This window comes from Vibrio metoecus (genome assembly GCF_009665255.1).
In the GTDB taxonomy this organism is placed as follows: Bacteria; Pseudomonadota; Gammaproteobacteria; order Enterobacterales; family Vibrionaceae; genus Vibrio; species Vibrio metoecus_B.
This window is the reverse complement of sequence record NZ_CP035686.1, coordinates 2,641,185-2,657,316: the sequence shown is the minus strand read 5'-3', so window position 1 is coordinate 2,657,316 and position 16,132 is coordinate 2,641,185. Positions and strand designations below refer to the sequence as shown.

The following is a 16,132-nucleotide window of genomic DNA, read 5'->3' as shown; positions in this document are numbered from 1 at the left end:
TTGTTTTTTGTTAAATTGGCATTTTTGAGTGTGGGATAAATTATTCATTGGCTATTTTATCTCCTGTTATGAATTGGATAATTTACAGCAACAAATACTAGGTGTGTTGAGGTTTTTTCAATAAATTAAAAATGGTAAGACCAATAATATATGCGATTATTTTGCATATTCAGTGTTTTGTGGAAATTGTTCCTGCTTAAGGACGATTTTTTATCCTCTCTTTGTTGCTTTTGTGTGAAAGATTTGCCAAATTGAGAAGCTTATAAATTGTCAGAATATTGTTCTGATTCGAATGGATGCAAAATGTACATCAGTCTCGCCTTTTTTCGCTGATGTGCTTCAGACAGGGCAGAGTACTGCCTCAGCTGTAGAGGTCTGATGGAATGTCACTTTTAGAAGTCAAAAATCTTAGAATTGAATACCCTTCCCGTCACGGTGTGCATGCGGCGGTGAAATCACTTACTTTAGATATCCAACGCGGTGAAATTGTTGGTGTGGTGGGTGAATCGGGTGCTGGAAAATCCACCGTCGGCAACGCGGTTATCGATTTATTAAGCCCTCCCGGAACCATTGCTGGTGGTGAGGTGTATTTAAACGGCAAGAAAATATCGGGTCTTTCTCCGCAAGCGATGCGTGCAGTGCGTGGCAGTAAAATCGGTTTTATTTTCCAAGATCCGATGACATCACTGAACCCGTTGTTTACCGTTGAGCATCAATTAACGGAAACCATTCATGCCAACATGCAGGTGAGTGCTCAAGAGGCGTATCAACGTGCTTTGTCACTGATGAAGCAGGTGGGTATTCCGCAACCAGAAAACCGTCTTAAGCAATACCCTCACCAATTTTCAGGTGGTATGCGCCAACGTGTAGTGATTGCGATCGCGTTGGCCGGTGAGCCCGATTTGATCATTGCCGATGAGCCAACCACGGCACTCGATGTGTCGATTCAAGACCAAATCTTGAGCCTGATCCGTGAGTTATGTAAGAAGAATAATGTCGGCTGTATGCTGGTCACTCACGATATGGGTGTGGTTTCGAATGTGACTGACCGCGTAGCAGTGATGTACCGTGGTGATTTGGTTGAGTTTGGGCCAACGGCGAAAGTGCTTGGTACGCCAGAGCATCCTTACACGCGCAGTTTGATTTCGGCGGTTCCTCGTTCTGATCGGAAGTTGGATCGTTTTCCTCTGGTGAGCTATATCGAAGAAGCGAAGGAGCTTAGGCCTTTTGATGTTAAGAATCATTGGTTGGGGCAAAGCCAAGACCACCGTAAATACAGTGGTTCATTACTGAAAGTGGAAAATGTAAATCTGCGCTTTGTGACCAAAGATTCCCTGTTTGAGAGCCGCCGTGAGTATGTACAAGCTTCGAATAACGTCAGCTTTGAAGTTCACGAAGGGGAAACCTTTGGTTTGGTTGGTGAGTCTGGTTCAGGGAAATCGACCATTGCGCGCGTGATCGCCGGTTTGTATCAACCCAATGATGGGCGTGTGACTTTTGAAGGCATTGATTTAACAGCACTAAAATCTGAGCATGAGCGCCGCCCAATGCGTCGCCAAATGCAGATGGTGTTCCAAAACCCGTATACCTCGATGAACCCGCGGATGAAGATTTTCGACATTATCGCCGAGCCGATCCGTTTTCATAAACTGACTCGTAGCGAGAGTGAAACCCGACAAATCGTCAATGATCTGCTTGAGCATGTTGGTTTAGGCAAGATGGCAGGCTTGAAGTATCCCCATGAATTTTCAGGTGGCCAGCGTCAACGGATCTCGATTGCACGCGCGCTCGCGACGCGTCCGCGTCTGCTGATTTGTGATGAACCTACCTCGGCGCTGGATGTGTCGGTGCAGGCGCAAATCCTGAATTTGCTCAAAGATCTGCAAGATGAGCTGAATTTGACCATGTTGTTTATCAGCCATGACTTACCGGTGATCCGCCAGATGTGCGATCGCGTCGGGGTCATGCAGATGGGTACGCTGTTAGAAGTGGCTCCGACGGAGCAACTCTTTACGGATCCGCAGCACGAATACAGTAAGAAATTGATTTCCTTAATGCCTGAGTTTACAGGCTTACGCGAAAGTACTACGGCAGCATAGCCGTTAACCATGGACCAACTGTTTGGTTGGCGATTGTCACAAAAGCAAATACAACAAACTAGGGATCTGGATTCCCGCATAAGGAGTTATGCAATGAAAACCATGAAAAACAAACTGGCGTTGGCTTTGATAGCGGCTGGCTTGAGTTTTGGTGCGATGGCCGCGGATATTACCGTGGCTTATGACGCTGACCCGGTCTCAATGGACCCACATGAGCAGCTGTCAGGCGGTACTCTGCAACTGTCGCACATGGTCTTTGATCCACTGATTCGCTTTACACAGAAAATGGAATTTGAACCTCGCCTGGCCGAATCTTGGCAGCGTGTGGATAACGAAACCATGCGTTTCACTTTGCGCAAAGGCGTGAAATTCCACTCAGGCAATGATTTCACCGCAGATGACGTGGTGTGGACGTTTAACCGTTTGAAAGAATCAGCGGATTTTAAAGGCATCTTTGAGCCATTGGTGTCATTGACCAAGGTGGATGATTACACCATTGAAATCAAAACCGCAGGCACCTATCCACTGATCGAAAACGTAGCGACCTACATTTTCCCGATGGACAGCAAGTTCTACACCGGCACGACTGCTGACGGTAAGGATAAAGCGGAAATCGTTAAACACGGTAACTCTTACGCTTCTGAGCACATTTCTGGCACTGGCCCATTTACCGTAACGGCACGTGAGCAAGGCGTGAAGATGGAGTTCCAACGCAACCCGAATTATTGGGATAAAGCCTCGAAAGGTAATGTGGATAAGCTAACTCTGGCAGTCATCAAAGAAGATGCAACGCGTGTTGCGGCTCTGCTGTCTGGTGGCGTTGACATGATTGCACCAGTGGCTCCTAACGATTATCAACGTATTAAAGATGCGAAAGGCGTGGATCTGTTCACTATGCCTGGCACGCGCGTTATCACCCTCCAAATGAACCAAAACAGCAACCCAGCGCTGAAAGATGTACGTGTACGTCAAGCTATCGTTTACGCGATTAACAACGAAGGGATTGTTGAAAAAGTCATGAAAGGGGCTGCCACGACGGCAGCACAGCAAAGCCCAGTGGGCTATGCCGGCTACAACGAAAGCCTCAAGCCACGTTTTGATCTCAACAAAGCGAAACAGTTGATGAAAGAAGCGGGTTATGAAAAGGGCTTCACTCTCACCATGATCGCGCCGAATAACCGTTACGTGAACGATGAGAAGATTGCACAAGCCGCATCGGCAATGCTGTCAAAAATTGGTATTAAAGTTGACCTAAAAACCATGCCAAAAGCGCAATACTGGCCTGAGTTTGATAAGTGTGCGGCGGATATGCTGATGATTGGTTGGCACCCAGATACTGAGGATTCAGGGAACTTCACTGAGTTCCTGACCATGACTCGTGATGAGAAAACGGGTAAAGGTCAATACAACTGTGGTTACTACTCTAACGCAGAAGTGGATAAGTTAGTCCACCAATCGAACGAAGAGACCGATCTGGAAAAACGCAGCGTGATGCTGAAGAAAGTGGAAGAAATTCTGTATAACGAAGCGGCATTTGTGCCTCTTCACTTCCAAGACCCATCTTGGGCTGCGAAAAGTACGCTGGATATCGCGCCGATCATCAACGGTATGGACTTCCCATACTTTGGCGATTTGGTGGTGAAAGAGTAATTTTCTCCACGCTCAGCTCTGCGGGTTTTGACCCGCAGAGTGCGCTCTCGGGTACTTTGCTTTTTTTCAGTCGGGCAAAGTACCCTTTTTAAGGCTGAAAGTTTTTGGCGCTTAACCGCGCACACAGATTCACATGGAAAGTTAAGGGGCAAGGAATGTTTTCGTTTCTGGTCAAGCGCCTGTATCAGGCACTGATAGTGATGTTTGTGATCAGTTTGGTGGCGTTCGCCATTCAGGACAACCTGGGTGATCCGCTGCGCGAGCTTGTTGGGCAGTCAGTTTCGGAAGCAGAGCGTCAAGCACTGCGTGACGAATTGGGCCTCAATGATCCCTTCATTGTTAAATACTCGCGTTTTGTTACGGCGGCGGTGCAAGGAGATTTAGGGACATCCTATTTCTTTAAGCGTCCGGCGTTAGAAGTCATTTTTGATAAGTTGGTGGCGACACTCGAATTAGTATTGGGCGCTACGCTGATCATCATCGTTTTTTCGATCCCGCTTGGGGTGTACTCTGCCATTCATCCGAAAAGCTTGTTTACCAAGATAGTGATGGCGGGTAGCAGCATCGGTATTTCGATCCCGGTATTTTTAACTGCGATCATGTTGATGTACGTATTTTCGATTGAGCTGGGTTGGTTACCTTCTTATGGCCGTGGTGAAACGCTGAATTTACTGGGCTGGGAGTCGGGCTTTTTCACGCTCGATGGTTTGCGCCACCTAGTGTTACCTTCCATTGCCTTAGCATCGATTATGCTGCCACTGTTTATTCGCCTTGTGCGCTCAGAAATGCTGGAAGTGTTGAGCTCGGAATACATCAAGTTTGCTCAGGCGAAAGGTTTGCCGCTCAACAAAATCTATTACCAACATGCGTTGAAAAACACCATGCTGCCAGTATTAACGGTGGGGGGGTGCAAATCGGTACTATGGTGGCCTACACCATTTTGACCGAAACCGTCTTCCAGTGGCCGGGTACGGGTTTCCTGTTTTTAGAGGCGATTAACCGAGTGGATACACCGCTTATCACAGCGTACGTCATCTTCGTTGGATTGATTTTCGTGGTGACCAACACCATCGTTGACCTGTTGTATGGTTTGATTAACCCAACCGTCAACCTCACTGGCAAAGGAGCTTAACCATGAGTGCAGTATCTACCGCTCCTTCACGCTGGGAGCGCTTTAAGCAGTCGGATTTTCTGTATTATTTTTTACGCGACAAAGTGGCGATGAGCAGCTTTGCGGTATTTCTGTTGTTTGTGCTGGTGGCGATCAGTTCACCTTGGATTGCTCCAACCAACCCGTATGATCTCTCTTCGATTGATATTATGGATGCGGAGCTTCCACCTTCATGGATGGAAGGCGGCAATGAACACTTTTGGTTAGGGACCGATGAACAAGGGCGCGACATTTTCTCGACCATTCTGTATGGCTCGCGCTTATCGTTGACCATCGGCTTTTTGGCGGTGGGATTGCAGCTGATCTTAGGGATAGTGATCGGTTTATCCGCGGGCTATTTCGGTGGTCGCATTGATAGCTTTTTAATGCGTTTTGCCGATATTCAGCTCTCATTCTCGACCATGATGGTGGCGATCATCGTCTCGGCAATTTTTAAAGCCAGTTTTGGTGGTGAATTTTTCAGCCAATACGCTGTGGTGATGTTGGTGGTAATTATCGGCGTGGCTGAATGGCCACAATACGCGCGTACCGTACGTGCTTCGGTATTGGCGGAAAAGAAAAAAGAGTACGTCGAAGCCGCACGCGTGATGGGTTTTAAAGCGCCACGCATCATGTTCCGCCATATTCTGCCGAACTGCTTATCACCGATCCTGGTGATTTCAACGGTACAGGTGGCAAATGCGATCATGTCAGAGGCGGCACTCTCTTTCCTTGGCTTGGGTTTACCTGTTGATCAGCCATCACTCGGCTCACTAATCAGTATCGGCTTTACCTACATTTTCTCGGGTGCTTGGTGGATCACCGCCTTTCCTGGCGCAGTGTTGGTATTGCTGGTGTTGGTGATTAACCTGCTTGGCGATTGGTTGCGTGACGTATTCAACCCCAAAATTTACAAAGGCTAAGCGAATCTGATTGATTTGCTTCACAAACTGTCCATAAACTAAGAGCCGTATTTGAATGCGGCTCTTTTTTTGCATTTATTTTTGCTATACCGGATCCCAATAAATGTTCGATAACGGCTAACCGCCGAACTCGAATTCTGATTTCAGTCACAGAGTATTAAGGAGATAAGCGGATGCCGAAATGGATTCTATGCTGCAACCTGAGTGCGGCTTTGCTGTTACTCTCTCCGATCGCTTTAGCGGCGAACAGCGAGTATTTGTGTGATGCGCAACAAGCCGCGGTCAATCAATTGCCGGTGCTCGATGCGACTTGCCCAATTGGTGATGGCCTATGGGGAAAAAAGCCTAAGCGGGGCGATTCTCTGTTCTGGATCCAGTGCGGCATGCTGAGTAAGCCAATGCCACTCGCAACGGTAAAAGCCATCTATGAGCATATTTCCACAGATATTTGGGTGAAGCCTGAACCCAAAGGTTCACGTTGCTTGATTGGCCCCTACACGGATTTTGAACTGGCGAATAAAGAGTTAAAAAAGGTCAAAAAACTGGCGACCTTTGAGCAAGCATTCATCCGCCAAGTGGTGAAAACTTCTGCGCAGCAGCCTGTGATGAAAGCCAAACCCATAACCGCTGCGGTGGCTCCGGCTGCCAACACAGCGGTATCAAAAGCTTCAGCTCCTAAGCCCGCGAGCAAACCGAAAAGCGAAGAAAAATCCGCTCCCACTGTGGTAGCCGCTGCCGCGCCAACGAAACCCGTAGCAAAGCTCAACAGCACACCTAAACCTTCGGGAAACAGTGGTTTTGTATTGCGCCAGCAAGTGAAAGTGGGCAGCCAAACCTTTGCTGTGCCGTACAGTGACAACCCGAAAGTGCAGTTTTACATGGAGCATGATCAGGCGTGGAATCGCCTCGATTATGATGCTGCACAAATCGTGTGCCGAGATCTGGGTATGCGTCTCGCTACCGAACAAGAGTGGTCGGCGTTATTGCAGTCGAAACAGATGCAACAATATCAATGGCCTGTGCAATTGCCATATTGGGGGGAAGGGCGTAAAGGGATGTTCACCACTGGCAAAGTCAATGTGTTAAAAGGCTCATCACTGCTCAATGTGGTGTGTGTGAAGTAAAACGCTTCTAAATGATTTGATAAAAAGAAAGCGGCTATGAGCCGCTTTCTTTTTGAGCAGAACGGAATCTCGATGCTGCTACCGCATCGTAACAATCTACTATCACACGTAAAATCTGGAATTTTTCTGTAATGTCTCTAGTTTAAAGCCATAGAAGTACTTTCAGAAATTCCACGTTACTATTTTTTTACAGAAGGGTTATCTTTGCTTTTTAAAGAAGTCTTCTGAGCAGTTCGTAAACGGCCTTTGCTGATACTAACGCTGCGACCCTATGGTATTCATCACCTTTATTAGAATCACCGTTATCGACGACTGCTTTAGCACTAAAGTATATAGGCTGGTGAGGTGATTGCCTCGCAGCTTCATACAAGGCATAAGACTCCATTTCAAACGCAGTTTTTTTCCGGTGCTGAGCTGTAATCTGGCTAAGCATCGTGTCATCAGCTATAACAGAGCTGCCACTTGAGGTTGGTGCAGTATAGATTTTAATATTTAGCTTGGAAGAATCTCCGATCATTTCGGTGCGACTTAAAGAAACATTTTCAGCGATGGCCTTTTTAAAGTCTTGGCGCGTGATAATTTGTTCTATTTTGGTTTGAGTTTCATGACTCAGAGGGATTGAATAGCTTTCTGGTACAAACCCCTGACTTGTCCACTTACCCGCATCATGTTGATCACATTGAGAGGGAATGACTATATCATAAATGTCAGCCTTACCCTCGATTCCAGCACAAATACCACTCATACAAATTATTTTTGGTTCAAATAATTCGATTGCTCTTGCACTAGCTATTGAAGAATTTACTAGTCCCATCCTTGGTGGAACTATTATCAATCCTTTTTTTTCATCAATAGTTATATACCTAAATGAAAGACCAAATTTAACATCTGAATTATCTTCTATATATCCAGCTTCAATAAAAGCATCTGCCTCTTTTTGTAGAGCACAAATAATTATAAAATCATATATTAATTTTGGAATACATGATTCTACTTTCCTTATGAAAGCACTCTTCCACTCATGAGATTCAGGTTTGTATGTAATGACATTAATATCATGTCTGTTTAGATCTGAAAAATTAGTCTCGGCTGAATCCAAATATTGTGTAATAGCTATTACTGGAGTTTTATAATTCTTTGATTCATAATCCCTGATTTTTTCGATTAAAGTTGATGTGACGTCTTTAGGGTCATCAGTTTCATTGCCGAATACAGGCAGAACTAAGTCTGCAACAACTAAATCGAAAGTTTCCCTATTGATTATTGACACAAAATCAACAATAGAACCGCATTCTGTGATTGAAATATGAGTATTGATTTCATCAAGAGCTGATTTTATTGATTTGAGTTTATCTTGATTGTCTTCTACGATTAGTATTTTCATATGCTATCTAATATATTTTTAAGACTCTCTTCCCAAGATGAGTCACCTTCCTTGTATTCTATACATGCTATTACGTTGCAATCTAGTTGAACTTTAAGTTCGTTGGTTGCTTTATTTAAATCATAATAGCTTCCGGAGATTTCAATATCAGGATATTGAGTGACAACAATACAAGGTTCACTTCTGTTTAGATATCTAAGCTCAAGTAGAACATCTATTCCACCTGTCAACAATGATTTTGGTGCACCACCTCCAGCGACGGAAGGATGACTTGGAATTGCCATGTCAACTAAAATAAGGTCAAAAACTTTCTTATTTATTATTGCTGTAGCCTCTACTAAGCTACCAACAACTTGTATCTGGCTTTGAGAATGAAATCCCAAAAGAAAACTCTTAAGGCTATCTGCTTTAAAACTGTCATCCTCTACAATTAAAATATTTTTCATATATGCCCCAACCTGTAAATCATTTCTATACAAACTTTTCGCTTGATGCACTTGATATTAAGAATTTGGAAACTCTTATCATATTTTTGTAGATGGAATAATTTTTTTATTCCGCTGGATTTCTCATGAAGTTGAGCGTCATCAATATCGCTTTCGTTATCTATTCTTAGCAACTCATTCACTTGGTTTTCATTTGAAGAGTCTAGTATCTCTGAATCAAATTTAACTCGAACAAAATTGCTAGTATCGTCTTTATCTAGCGAAAAGCTTCTAGATATTTTACCTAAAGGCTTGCCATGCTTTGCTGCATTATAAACGATAACATATAAAGCATCATACAATACATGATAAGCTCCTCCCATTAGTTCTATATCATCTTTCTCTTCAAAGCTAGTTTCTGGTTCAAATTTTGAAAAGCTTTGCTGAACTTCAGCAACAACTGCTTTGTAGAGAAGATTTAACGATGCTTTCGGTGATACGCTTTGTGGCTTTTTGAACCAGCCATACATTTCTGTAAGCTTGTCGTTAACTAAGCGGTGAACTTCTCTCGTGAAACTGGCTAATCTTGCTTCATCAATTTGTGTTTGTAGAGATTTGCTTTTTATTTCATTTAAAATATGTAGGTCTATTAAATTAGCCTTCTTACCTTTTAAGTAACTATTAATAGATCTCATATCACTTTCTGCTAATCTCCAACAATATTCATTTATCAATAATATGGAATTGTAAGAGTTATTGCTTGATTCAAAGTCACTATAAATATTATTCAAACATCCTCTTAGAACCTCTATTTTATTTGAACCACTTATTTCTGGGTCTAGAAAACCTTCAAATTTGCTATGACTTTTAATATGTAGTTTGCTCTTTACAATCGATTCAACTTCTTTTTCGTAATCCTCTTTAAATTGATTCCAAAGTGGTGATATTAAAGCATCACTAATTACATCGTCGTATTCTTTTTCAATCCCGTTTACTACACTATAATAGAGCTGGCCCTTAAAAGTACCATGGCGTAATCTTCGCCCTAGATAAGAAGCAATACCGAATAAGTTGTTGGAACAAAACTCAGAATAACATCTTGAAATTATGTGAACAATTTGAACTTCATTAGGATTTCCTTCCTCTTTATCGTGGGGGGAAAGTGTCAATGCTGTAGTCAAATCTTGAGCAATTTCATCTTGCATCCACTCAAGAAATTTCTGTGTGTCGACATATATTCGGTTATCATCTAGCTCATTTTTAACTAAGTTAATCTTATGGTCGATTCTTAAATTTTTTGCTCGGACAGTATAACTGCTATCACCAGTTGATTCTCCCATCCAGCTATGAAGATTTGCTCTAGTTTCAGTTATTTGCTCTGTTGTGCTTATAATATGACTTAATTTTGATATAAAATCTTCAGTACAGACTTCATATGTGTATTCAGCAACTGACAATGACTTATTTGCAACATCTTTTATAAAGCTTAGTAGATCAGAATTGTAGTTGGATATTAGATGGTTTTGTAATGTTCTTCTTAGATTGAAATTATCTGCTTCGTTTTTGCTTCTCTTAATTATTAATAGAAGTATTATTATTTTTGACAGTTCACTTGGTGCGCCAAGTAGAAATGTTTTTATAAATTTTACATTTACAGTTCTAGCTAAATCTCTAGTTATTTCCATTACTTTAATTAAAGTATTTTCTGTTGTGTGAATCATACCTTCTTTCATATGTATGACTAAATTAAACAAAGCAGAATTAGATATTAGAGAATGCTTTTCAAATAATTTTATTTTGCCAAATGTAATATCTTTATTTGAGTCTACTATGTCCTCAATACAAGATATGTTGATATTATTCTTAACTCTAAGTAATAATTCATCAGTCAGGCTAAAATAGCTTGATTCTGGGGAGTCATTAAAGTGATCAATTAGAAATCGATACTCTACAATATCATCATTTTCTAACCAAGCACTACTTCTTTGAAAGAATACGTCCTCAGGATCTTTATATGAACTATAAATGCTAGCAATATCAATTATTGTCCCATTACCATCATTTATTTTGTTAAAGATATAGTTTATATATTGATATTTTGAAGTGTCTATTAAAGATTTATTTACTTTAATAATAAAAATTGCGTCAATTAATGAGGACTGTAAACAACTTTGAATTAACTGACTTAAATCCTCACTGTCTTTTGCATGAGGATGAAAGCCAATTCTTAGAATATCTCTAGTGAATTTGTTTATTTCTCCTTTGTCTTTAGTCGACATTACGGATCTTTTAACACTAAGATAGTCCTGTTCTTCTTTGTAGCAATACAGCAATGTATTTACTGCATTGCTTCTTATTCCGTATGTGGCTATTATTTTATTTAATTTTTCAAACTCATTATGTTCACTTTGGGACATAACGAATATTGTTTTTCTCAAAAGAAGATGACTATAACCAAACTCCGAAATTGCATTATATATTAAATTTTCTGCTTTTATTAAATTGTTTTGGTATATGGATTTATTAATTTCTGATAAAGCATCGAGAAAAGATTCTATTTTACCTATGTTAGATTTTACAGCATTGTCTATATACGACAATTCCTTCTCCAAACCAAGGTTTTTAAGGCGAATGAATTTTTCTTTGACTTGAGGTACATCAGGGAACAGTTCCGGTAAAGTATAATTAGTAGATGATAGAGCTCTTATTGCTGATTCTGCTTGATACAGTTCTGCTACACTACAGTTTTCCCTTAGATAATTCATGAGCTGTATAGATTCCTTCTCTTTAGAAGAAGTTACCGCTCTCACTTTATTTCTAGTTGATATTTTTAACTTTTTTAATTCTAATCCTGCATTACCTTTTTGGTTCCCTGATAATAATATCATTTTAACTCTCTGTTTTTATTGTGATACTTATATTATTTATCGCTGTATGAAATTAGCATAACTTAAACTAATGGGCTAAGCTATTAAGTTTATTGTTATTTTTTACAAATTGTTATTTTTAGTCGAGATCTTCACATTTTGAATGGGTTATTAAGAGGATTCATGTAGTGGCATAGTGAATTTGGTCACTTAGTTAGAGGTGATATCATCACCTCATAAGTTAACAGGTGACATTATGACAAAACGTACAAGACGACTATTTAGCGCAGAATTTAAGTTAGAAGCAGCGCAGCTAGTCTTAGACCAAAATTACTCAGTGACGGAAGCAGCCCAAGCCATGAATGTGGACAAGTCCACGATGGATAAATGGGTTCGCCAGCTTAGAGAAGAACGCCAAGGGAAAACACCTAAAGCTTCACCTATGACCCCTGAGCAAATAGAAATTCGGGAATTGAAAAAGAAGCTGGCTCGCCTTGAAGAGCATAATGAAATACTAAAAAAAGCCACGGCTCTCTTGATGTCGGACTCACTGAACAATTCTTGATAATCAAGAAACTCAAGCAGAGCCACAGCGTAAAAATATTATGCGAAGTCTTCAATGTTCATCGAAGTAGTTATCACTATTGGCTTAAACGCCCAGCGTTAATTAATGCGGAAACAATAAAACTGCGCAGCTTGATTAGCGAGGCTCACGCCGCAAGCAATGGCTCTGCGGGAGCGAGAACCATTGCAGATATAGTCACAAATCAGGGTGTAAAGCTGAGCCGATACCGAGCAACAAAGCTAATGAGAACTCTTGGTTTAGTAAGCTGCCAAGAACCAAAGCATCGTTACAGAAAGGCTTCACAAGAACATATTGACGTTCCAAATCACTTAAGTCGTCAATTTGCTGTTACGGCTCCAAATGAAGTCTGGGCTGGCGATGTTACGTATATTTGGACTGGTAATCGGTGGATGTATTTAGCGGTCGTTATCGATCTTTTTGCCCGCAAAGTGATCGGTTGGTCAATGTCTTTGTCGCCTGATAGTCGGTTGACAGGTAAAGCGCTGTCTATGGCCTATGAATCTCGCGGAAAGCCAAAAGGTGTCATGTTCCATAGCGATCAAGGCAGTCATTATACTAGCCGTAAATACCGTCAATTACTGTGGCGCTTTCAAATAAAACAGAGTTTATCTCGCCGAGGAAACTGTTGGGATAATGCGCCGATAGAGCGCTTCTTTAGAAGTCTGAAGACGGAATGGGTGCCAACTGTGGGTTATCGTAGCTTCGCTGAGGCTCAACAAGAGATCACCCGCTACATTATCGGATATTACTGCCAACTTAGGCCACATCAGTATAACGGTGGTCTAACTCCCAATGAATCAGAACGATTATATTGGGAAAACTCTAAAACCGTGGCCAATTTTAGTTGACCACTACAAACTGTAAAAGTCGGGCGAAGGTGCGCTAGTATTCCTACATTACGAATTTGGATGAACTCCATTTTAAATGGGGCCTCTTCTTCCTTACTTATTAGTAGATAACCTTCATGAATTGCCCAAAGATAAAAGTTCTTAACTTGGTTCATGTAGGTATTTGCAGTACTTTGAGCTAACTCTCCATTATTTATTAGTTTTAGTAGATGAGACCTGAACAGGTAAGTTGGTTTTAGTCTCTTTATCGGAGGAAAGTGATTCCAATATAAGTTTTCATCTTCTAGAAATTGAAAGTACTTATATAAAGCACGGCTGCATGGGTTGAGATCTTTGGCTTTCTTAATTGCTTTTAGATAAAAGAAATAGCTATTTGGTTCTTGAAGAAAATCACCCTCATCGGAGAACAAAGTTGGGAGAGATCCGATATTGTTTTTTATCGGTAGGCAATGATAGATATCATTATCTTGCAGTGTTAATTCTGTATTTTTATAAACGTCATCGGAATGTATTAGAAGAGTCATGTGCCCACCTAGAAAAACACCGCCTAAACAATCAGTATAAGCGGTGTTTAAAGTTTTCCAGATTTCCTAACATGTGGGAGTTAAATTTCTACACTAACTCCTCATGGTGACGAACTCTTCCGAGCCCGTAGGGTGAATTGCGACTACGGAGTCGAAATCGGCTTTGGTTGCGCCCATTTTCATCGCGACACCAAAACCTTGGATCATTTCATCAACCGCAAAACCGATGCCGTGTAGACCAACCACGGTTTCTTCAGGGCCAGCACAAACCAGCTTCATTTTGCATGGCTGACGGTGAGAGGTAACGGCGGTGTACATAGCGGTAAAGCTTGATTTGTACACTTTCACGTTCTCTGCGCCGTACTGAGCAATCGCTTGTGGTTCAGTCAGGCCAATCGTGCCGATCGGTGGGTGGCTAAACACCACGGTTGGCACCAACTGGTAATCCATCTTAGCGTTCAGTTTGTTGTTAAACAGGCGCTCAGAGAGTTGGCGACCGGCTTTTACCGCCACCGGAGTCAGCTCAATGCCGCCTTCCATGATGTCACCAACACAGTAGATGCCTGCTACATTAGTGTTTTGGAACTCATCGACCTTGATGTAGCCTTGCTCATTGGTCGCAACGCCCGTTGCAGCAAGGTTGATCGCATCGGTGGCTGGGTGGCGACCGATCGCCCAAATCAGAGTATCCACGTTGTACGTGTGACCATTTTCCAGATGCAGCGTCAGGCTACCATCGGCTTCTTTTACCACTTGTTTTGGCACGCTATGGGTGTGCAGCTGTGGCCCTTCCGCGTTCATCACTTCCACTAAGGTTTCGATGATCATTGGGTCGAAGCTACGCAGTGGTGACTCTTTGCGGCAGAACAGGTGAGTTTCTGTACCTAGCGCATTCAGCACGCCCGCGATTTCTACTGCGATATAGCCAGCACCGATCACCGCAACGCGTTTTGGCTGCTCGCTCAGCTCAAAAAAGCCGTTCGAGTCGATGCCGTATTCTGCGCCTGGAATATTTGGAATGCTTGGGCGGCCACCAACGGCAATCAGAATGTGGTCAGCCGTGTAAAGTTCGCCATTCACTTCGACGGTTTTCGCATCAACAAACTTCGCAAAACCTTTGATCACGTGAACTTTATTATTGCCCAGAACACGATCGTAAGATTGATGGATGCGGCCAATGTAGGCTTGGCGGCTTTCAATCAGTTTTGCCCAGTTGAAGTTCTTCACATCGACATCGAAGCCGTAATCTTCAGCATAAAGGTGCATCGCTTCTGCGATTTGCGCGCCGTGCCACATCACCTTTTTCGGTACGCAGCCAACGTTGACACAAGTACCGCCTAAATCTTTGGCTTCGATGAGAGCGACTTTCGCGCCATACATAGCCGCGCGGTTGGCTGAAGCGATGCCGCCGCTGCCGCCACCAATACACAGGTAGTCAAAATGTGTTGCCATTACTTTCTCCAATTATGTCTGGCGAAGATGCTCTTCGCTCTTTTCTTGTATTCCTTATATCAGGGCAAGTGCGTCAGAATCCACCTGCCTTGATGAAAAAGCCGATTATTCAGGCACGACCCATTCAACTTTGTAATGTCCCGTTGCAGGGGCAATCGCCTGTTTGAGGAAAGGCAAAATGGTCTGCATCTGGCTTTCCAGCGTCCATGGCGGGTTCACTACAATCATGCCGGAAGCCGTCATGCCGCGTTCATTGGTGTCAGGAGAAACACCCAATTCAATTTGTAAGATTTTGCGAATCCCTAAACCTTGCAAGCCTTCTAACATGTCATCGATATCGCAGCGATTGACCACCGGATACCAAATCGCATAGATGCCGGTTGCCCAGCGTTTGTAACTCTGAGCGATCGCTTGCACTACATCGCGATACTCTTTGGCGAGCTCATAAGGCGGGTCAATCAGCACTAAGCCGCGGCGCTCTTGTGGCGGCAAACTGGCTTTCAGGCGCGCGAAGCCATCTTCTTTATAGATAGAGACTTGGCGATCACGATGGAACTCTTGCTCCAGCAATGGGTAATCGCTTGGGTGGAGTTCGGTCAGCACCATGCGATCCTGCTCACGCAGGTGGGCGCGTGCTACACGGGGTGAACCTGGGTAGTAACGCAGAGTTTCCCCTTGATTGAGCTGGCGAATCGCATCCAGATAGCTATCGAGCTCCGCTGGAATGTTGTCTTGTTGCCAGACTCTTGCAATCCCTTGTTTGTATTCGCCGGTTTTCTCCGACCATTCATGGGTCAGATCGTAACGACCCACACCAGAGTGAGTATCATGGTAGACAAAAGGTTTCTCTTTTTGTTGTAGAGAATTGAGGATCAGGCTCTGCACGATATGCTTCAGCACATCCGCATGGTTGCCCGCATGGAAACTGTGTCGGTAACTTAACAAAATAGACTCTCAAACCCTTCAAGGGGCGCTGTACTAGAGGCTGTTCAGCCTGCCGCTAGTAATAGAAATAAAAATATTGGCTTGATTATATACCGATTTATGGCGCAGAGCGCAGCGTAAAGCCGCGGTTTTTTGTGTAGCGAAAGGCGCGACTG

At 42.9% G+C, this 16,132-nt stretch carries 10 protein-coding genes and 1 pseudogene; 6 read left to right on the top strand and 5 right to left on the bottom strand.

The window, feature by feature from the left end; genetic code table 11:
• The first annotated feature begins 383 nt into the window (after nt 1–383).
• The 5 genes and pseudogenes from EPB59_RS12050 (at nt 384) to EPB59_RS12030 (ending at nt 6,946) form a co-directional block, all read left to right on the top strand.
• Nucleotides 384–2,099, top strand: a complete 1,716-nt coding sequence (locus tag EPB59_RS12050) for a dipeptide ABC transporter ATP-binding protein (protein ID WP_154172965.1) — start codon at nt 384–386, stop codon at nt 2,097–2,099.
• A gap of 93 nt (nt 2,100–2,192) precedes the next feature.
• Nucleotides 2,193–3,749, top strand: coding sequence for an ABC transporter substrate-binding protein (locus EPB59_RS12045; RefSeq protein WP_000855614.1), 1,557 nt, complete (start codon nt 2,193–2,195; stop codon nt 3,747–3,749).
• Between the two features lie 155 nt (nt 3,750–3,904).
• Nucleotides 3,905–4,881 (top strand): annotated as a pseudogene (locus EPB59_RS12040) (ABC transporter permease).
• A gap of 2 nt (nt 4,882–4,883) precedes the next feature.
• The gene (locus EPB59_RS12035; protein ID WP_154172963.1) at nt 4,884–5,822 is read left to right on the top strand and encodes an ABC transporter permease; all 939 of its coding nucleotides are present in this window, start codon (nt 4,884–4,886) and stop codon (nt 5,820–5,822) included.
• Between the two features lie 173 nt (nt 5,823–5,995).
• Entirely contained in the window at nt 5,996–6,946 is a 951-nt protein-coding gene (locus EPB59_RS12030; protein ID WP_154172961.1) for an SPOR domain-containing protein, read from the top strand.
• Nucleotides 6,947–7,157: 211 nt separating this feature from the next.
• Here EPB59_RS12030 and EPB59_RS12025 read toward each other — a convergent pair whose 3' ends face one another.
• The 3 genes from EPB59_RS12025 to EPB59_RS18485 are packed head-to-tail and all read right to left on the bottom strand — an operon-like array spanning nt 7,158 to nt 11,643.
• On the bottom strand, nt 7,158–8,330 hold the full coding sequence (locus EPB59_RS12025; RefSeq protein ID WP_154172959.1) for a response regulator: 1,173 nt from the start codon (nt 8,328–8,330) through the stop codon (nt 7,158–7,160).
• A complete protein-coding gene (locus tag EPB59_RS12020; protein ID WP_154172957.1) occupies nt 8,327–8,776 on the bottom strand; it encodes a response regulator in 450 nt (149 codons plus the stop codon). Before EPB59_RS12020 ends, EPB59_RS12025 begins: the two co-directional genes overlap by 4 nt.
• On the bottom strand, nt 8,773–11,643 hold the full coding sequence (locus EPB59_RS18485) for a hypothetical protein (RefSeq protein WP_206666806.1): 2,871 nt from the start codon (nt 11,641–11,643) through the stop codon (nt 8,773–8,775). Before EPB59_RS18485 ends, EPB59_RS12020 begins: the two co-directional genes overlap by 4 nt.
• A gap of 235 nt (nt 11,644–11,878) precedes the next feature.
• Between EPB59_RS18485 and EPB59_RS12010 the strand changes: the two genes are divergently transcribed.
• Nucleotides 11,879–13,056 (top strand): IS3-like element ISVch4 family transposase gene (locus tag EPB59_RS12010; protein WP_154172955.1). Its coding sequence is split into 2 segments (ribosomal slippage): nt 11,879–12,137 and nt 12,137–13,056, totalling 1,179 coding nucleotides; the frame shifts between segments, so codons are not numbered across the junction.
• Between the two features lie 617 nt (nt 13,057–13,673).
• Here the strand turns inward: EPB59_RS12010 and gorA are convergent.
• Together gorA and EPB59_RS12000 are read right to left on the bottom strand one after the other, a co-directional pair.
• Entirely contained in the window at nt 13,674–15,032 is a 1,359-nt protein-coding gene (gene gorA, locus EPB59_RS12005) for a glutathione-disulfide reductase (RefSeq protein ID WP_154172953.1), read from the bottom strand.
• A gap of 105 nt (nt 15,033–15,137) precedes the next feature.
• Nucleotides 15,138–15,977 carry a 23S rRNA (adenine(2030)-N(6))-methyltransferase RlmJ gene (locus tag EPB59_RS12000; protein WP_000954221.1) on the bottom strand — a complete coding sequence of 280 codons (840 nt, stop codon included), beginning with the start codon at nt 15,975–15,977 and terminating at the stop codon, nt 15,138–15,140.
• Nucleotides 15,978–16,132: the final 155 nt, after the last annotated feature.

What these genes read in the sequence shown, in the direction of transcription:
- EPB59_RS12050 (WP_154172965.1), top strand. Translation starts at nt 384, where the DNA reads ATGTCACTTTTAGAAGTCAAAAATCTTAGAATTGAATACCCTTCCCGT.
- EPB59_RS12045 (WP_000855614.1), top strand. Translation starts at nt 2,193, where the DNA reads ATGAAAACCATGAAAAACAAACTGGCGTTGGCTTTGATAGCGGCTGGC.
- EPB59_RS12035 (WP_154172963.1), top strand. Translation starts at nt 4,884, where the DNA reads ATGAGTGCAGTATCTACCGCTCCTTCACGCTGGGAGCGCTTTAAGCAG.
- EPB59_RS12030 (WP_154172961.1), top strand. Translation starts at nt 5,996, where the DNA reads ATGCCGAAATGGATTCTATGCTGCAACCTGAGTGCGGCTTTGCTGTTA.
- EPB59_RS12025 (WP_154172959.1), bottom strand. Translation starts at nt 8,330, where the DNA reads ATGAAAATACTAATCGTAGAAGACAATCAAGATAAACTCAAATCAATA.
- EPB59_RS12020 (WP_154172957.1), bottom strand. Translation starts at nt 8,776, where the DNA reads ATGAAAAATATTTTAATTGTAGAGGATGACAGTTTTAAAGCAGATAGC.
- EPB59_RS18485 (WP_206666806.1), bottom strand. Translation starts at nt 11,643, where the DNA reads ATGATATTATTATCAGGGAACCAAAAAGGTAATGCAGGATTAGAATTA.
- gorA (WP_154172953.1), bottom strand. Translation starts at nt 15,032, where the DNA reads ATGGCAACACATTTTGACTACCTGTGTATTGGTGGCGGCAGCGGCGGC.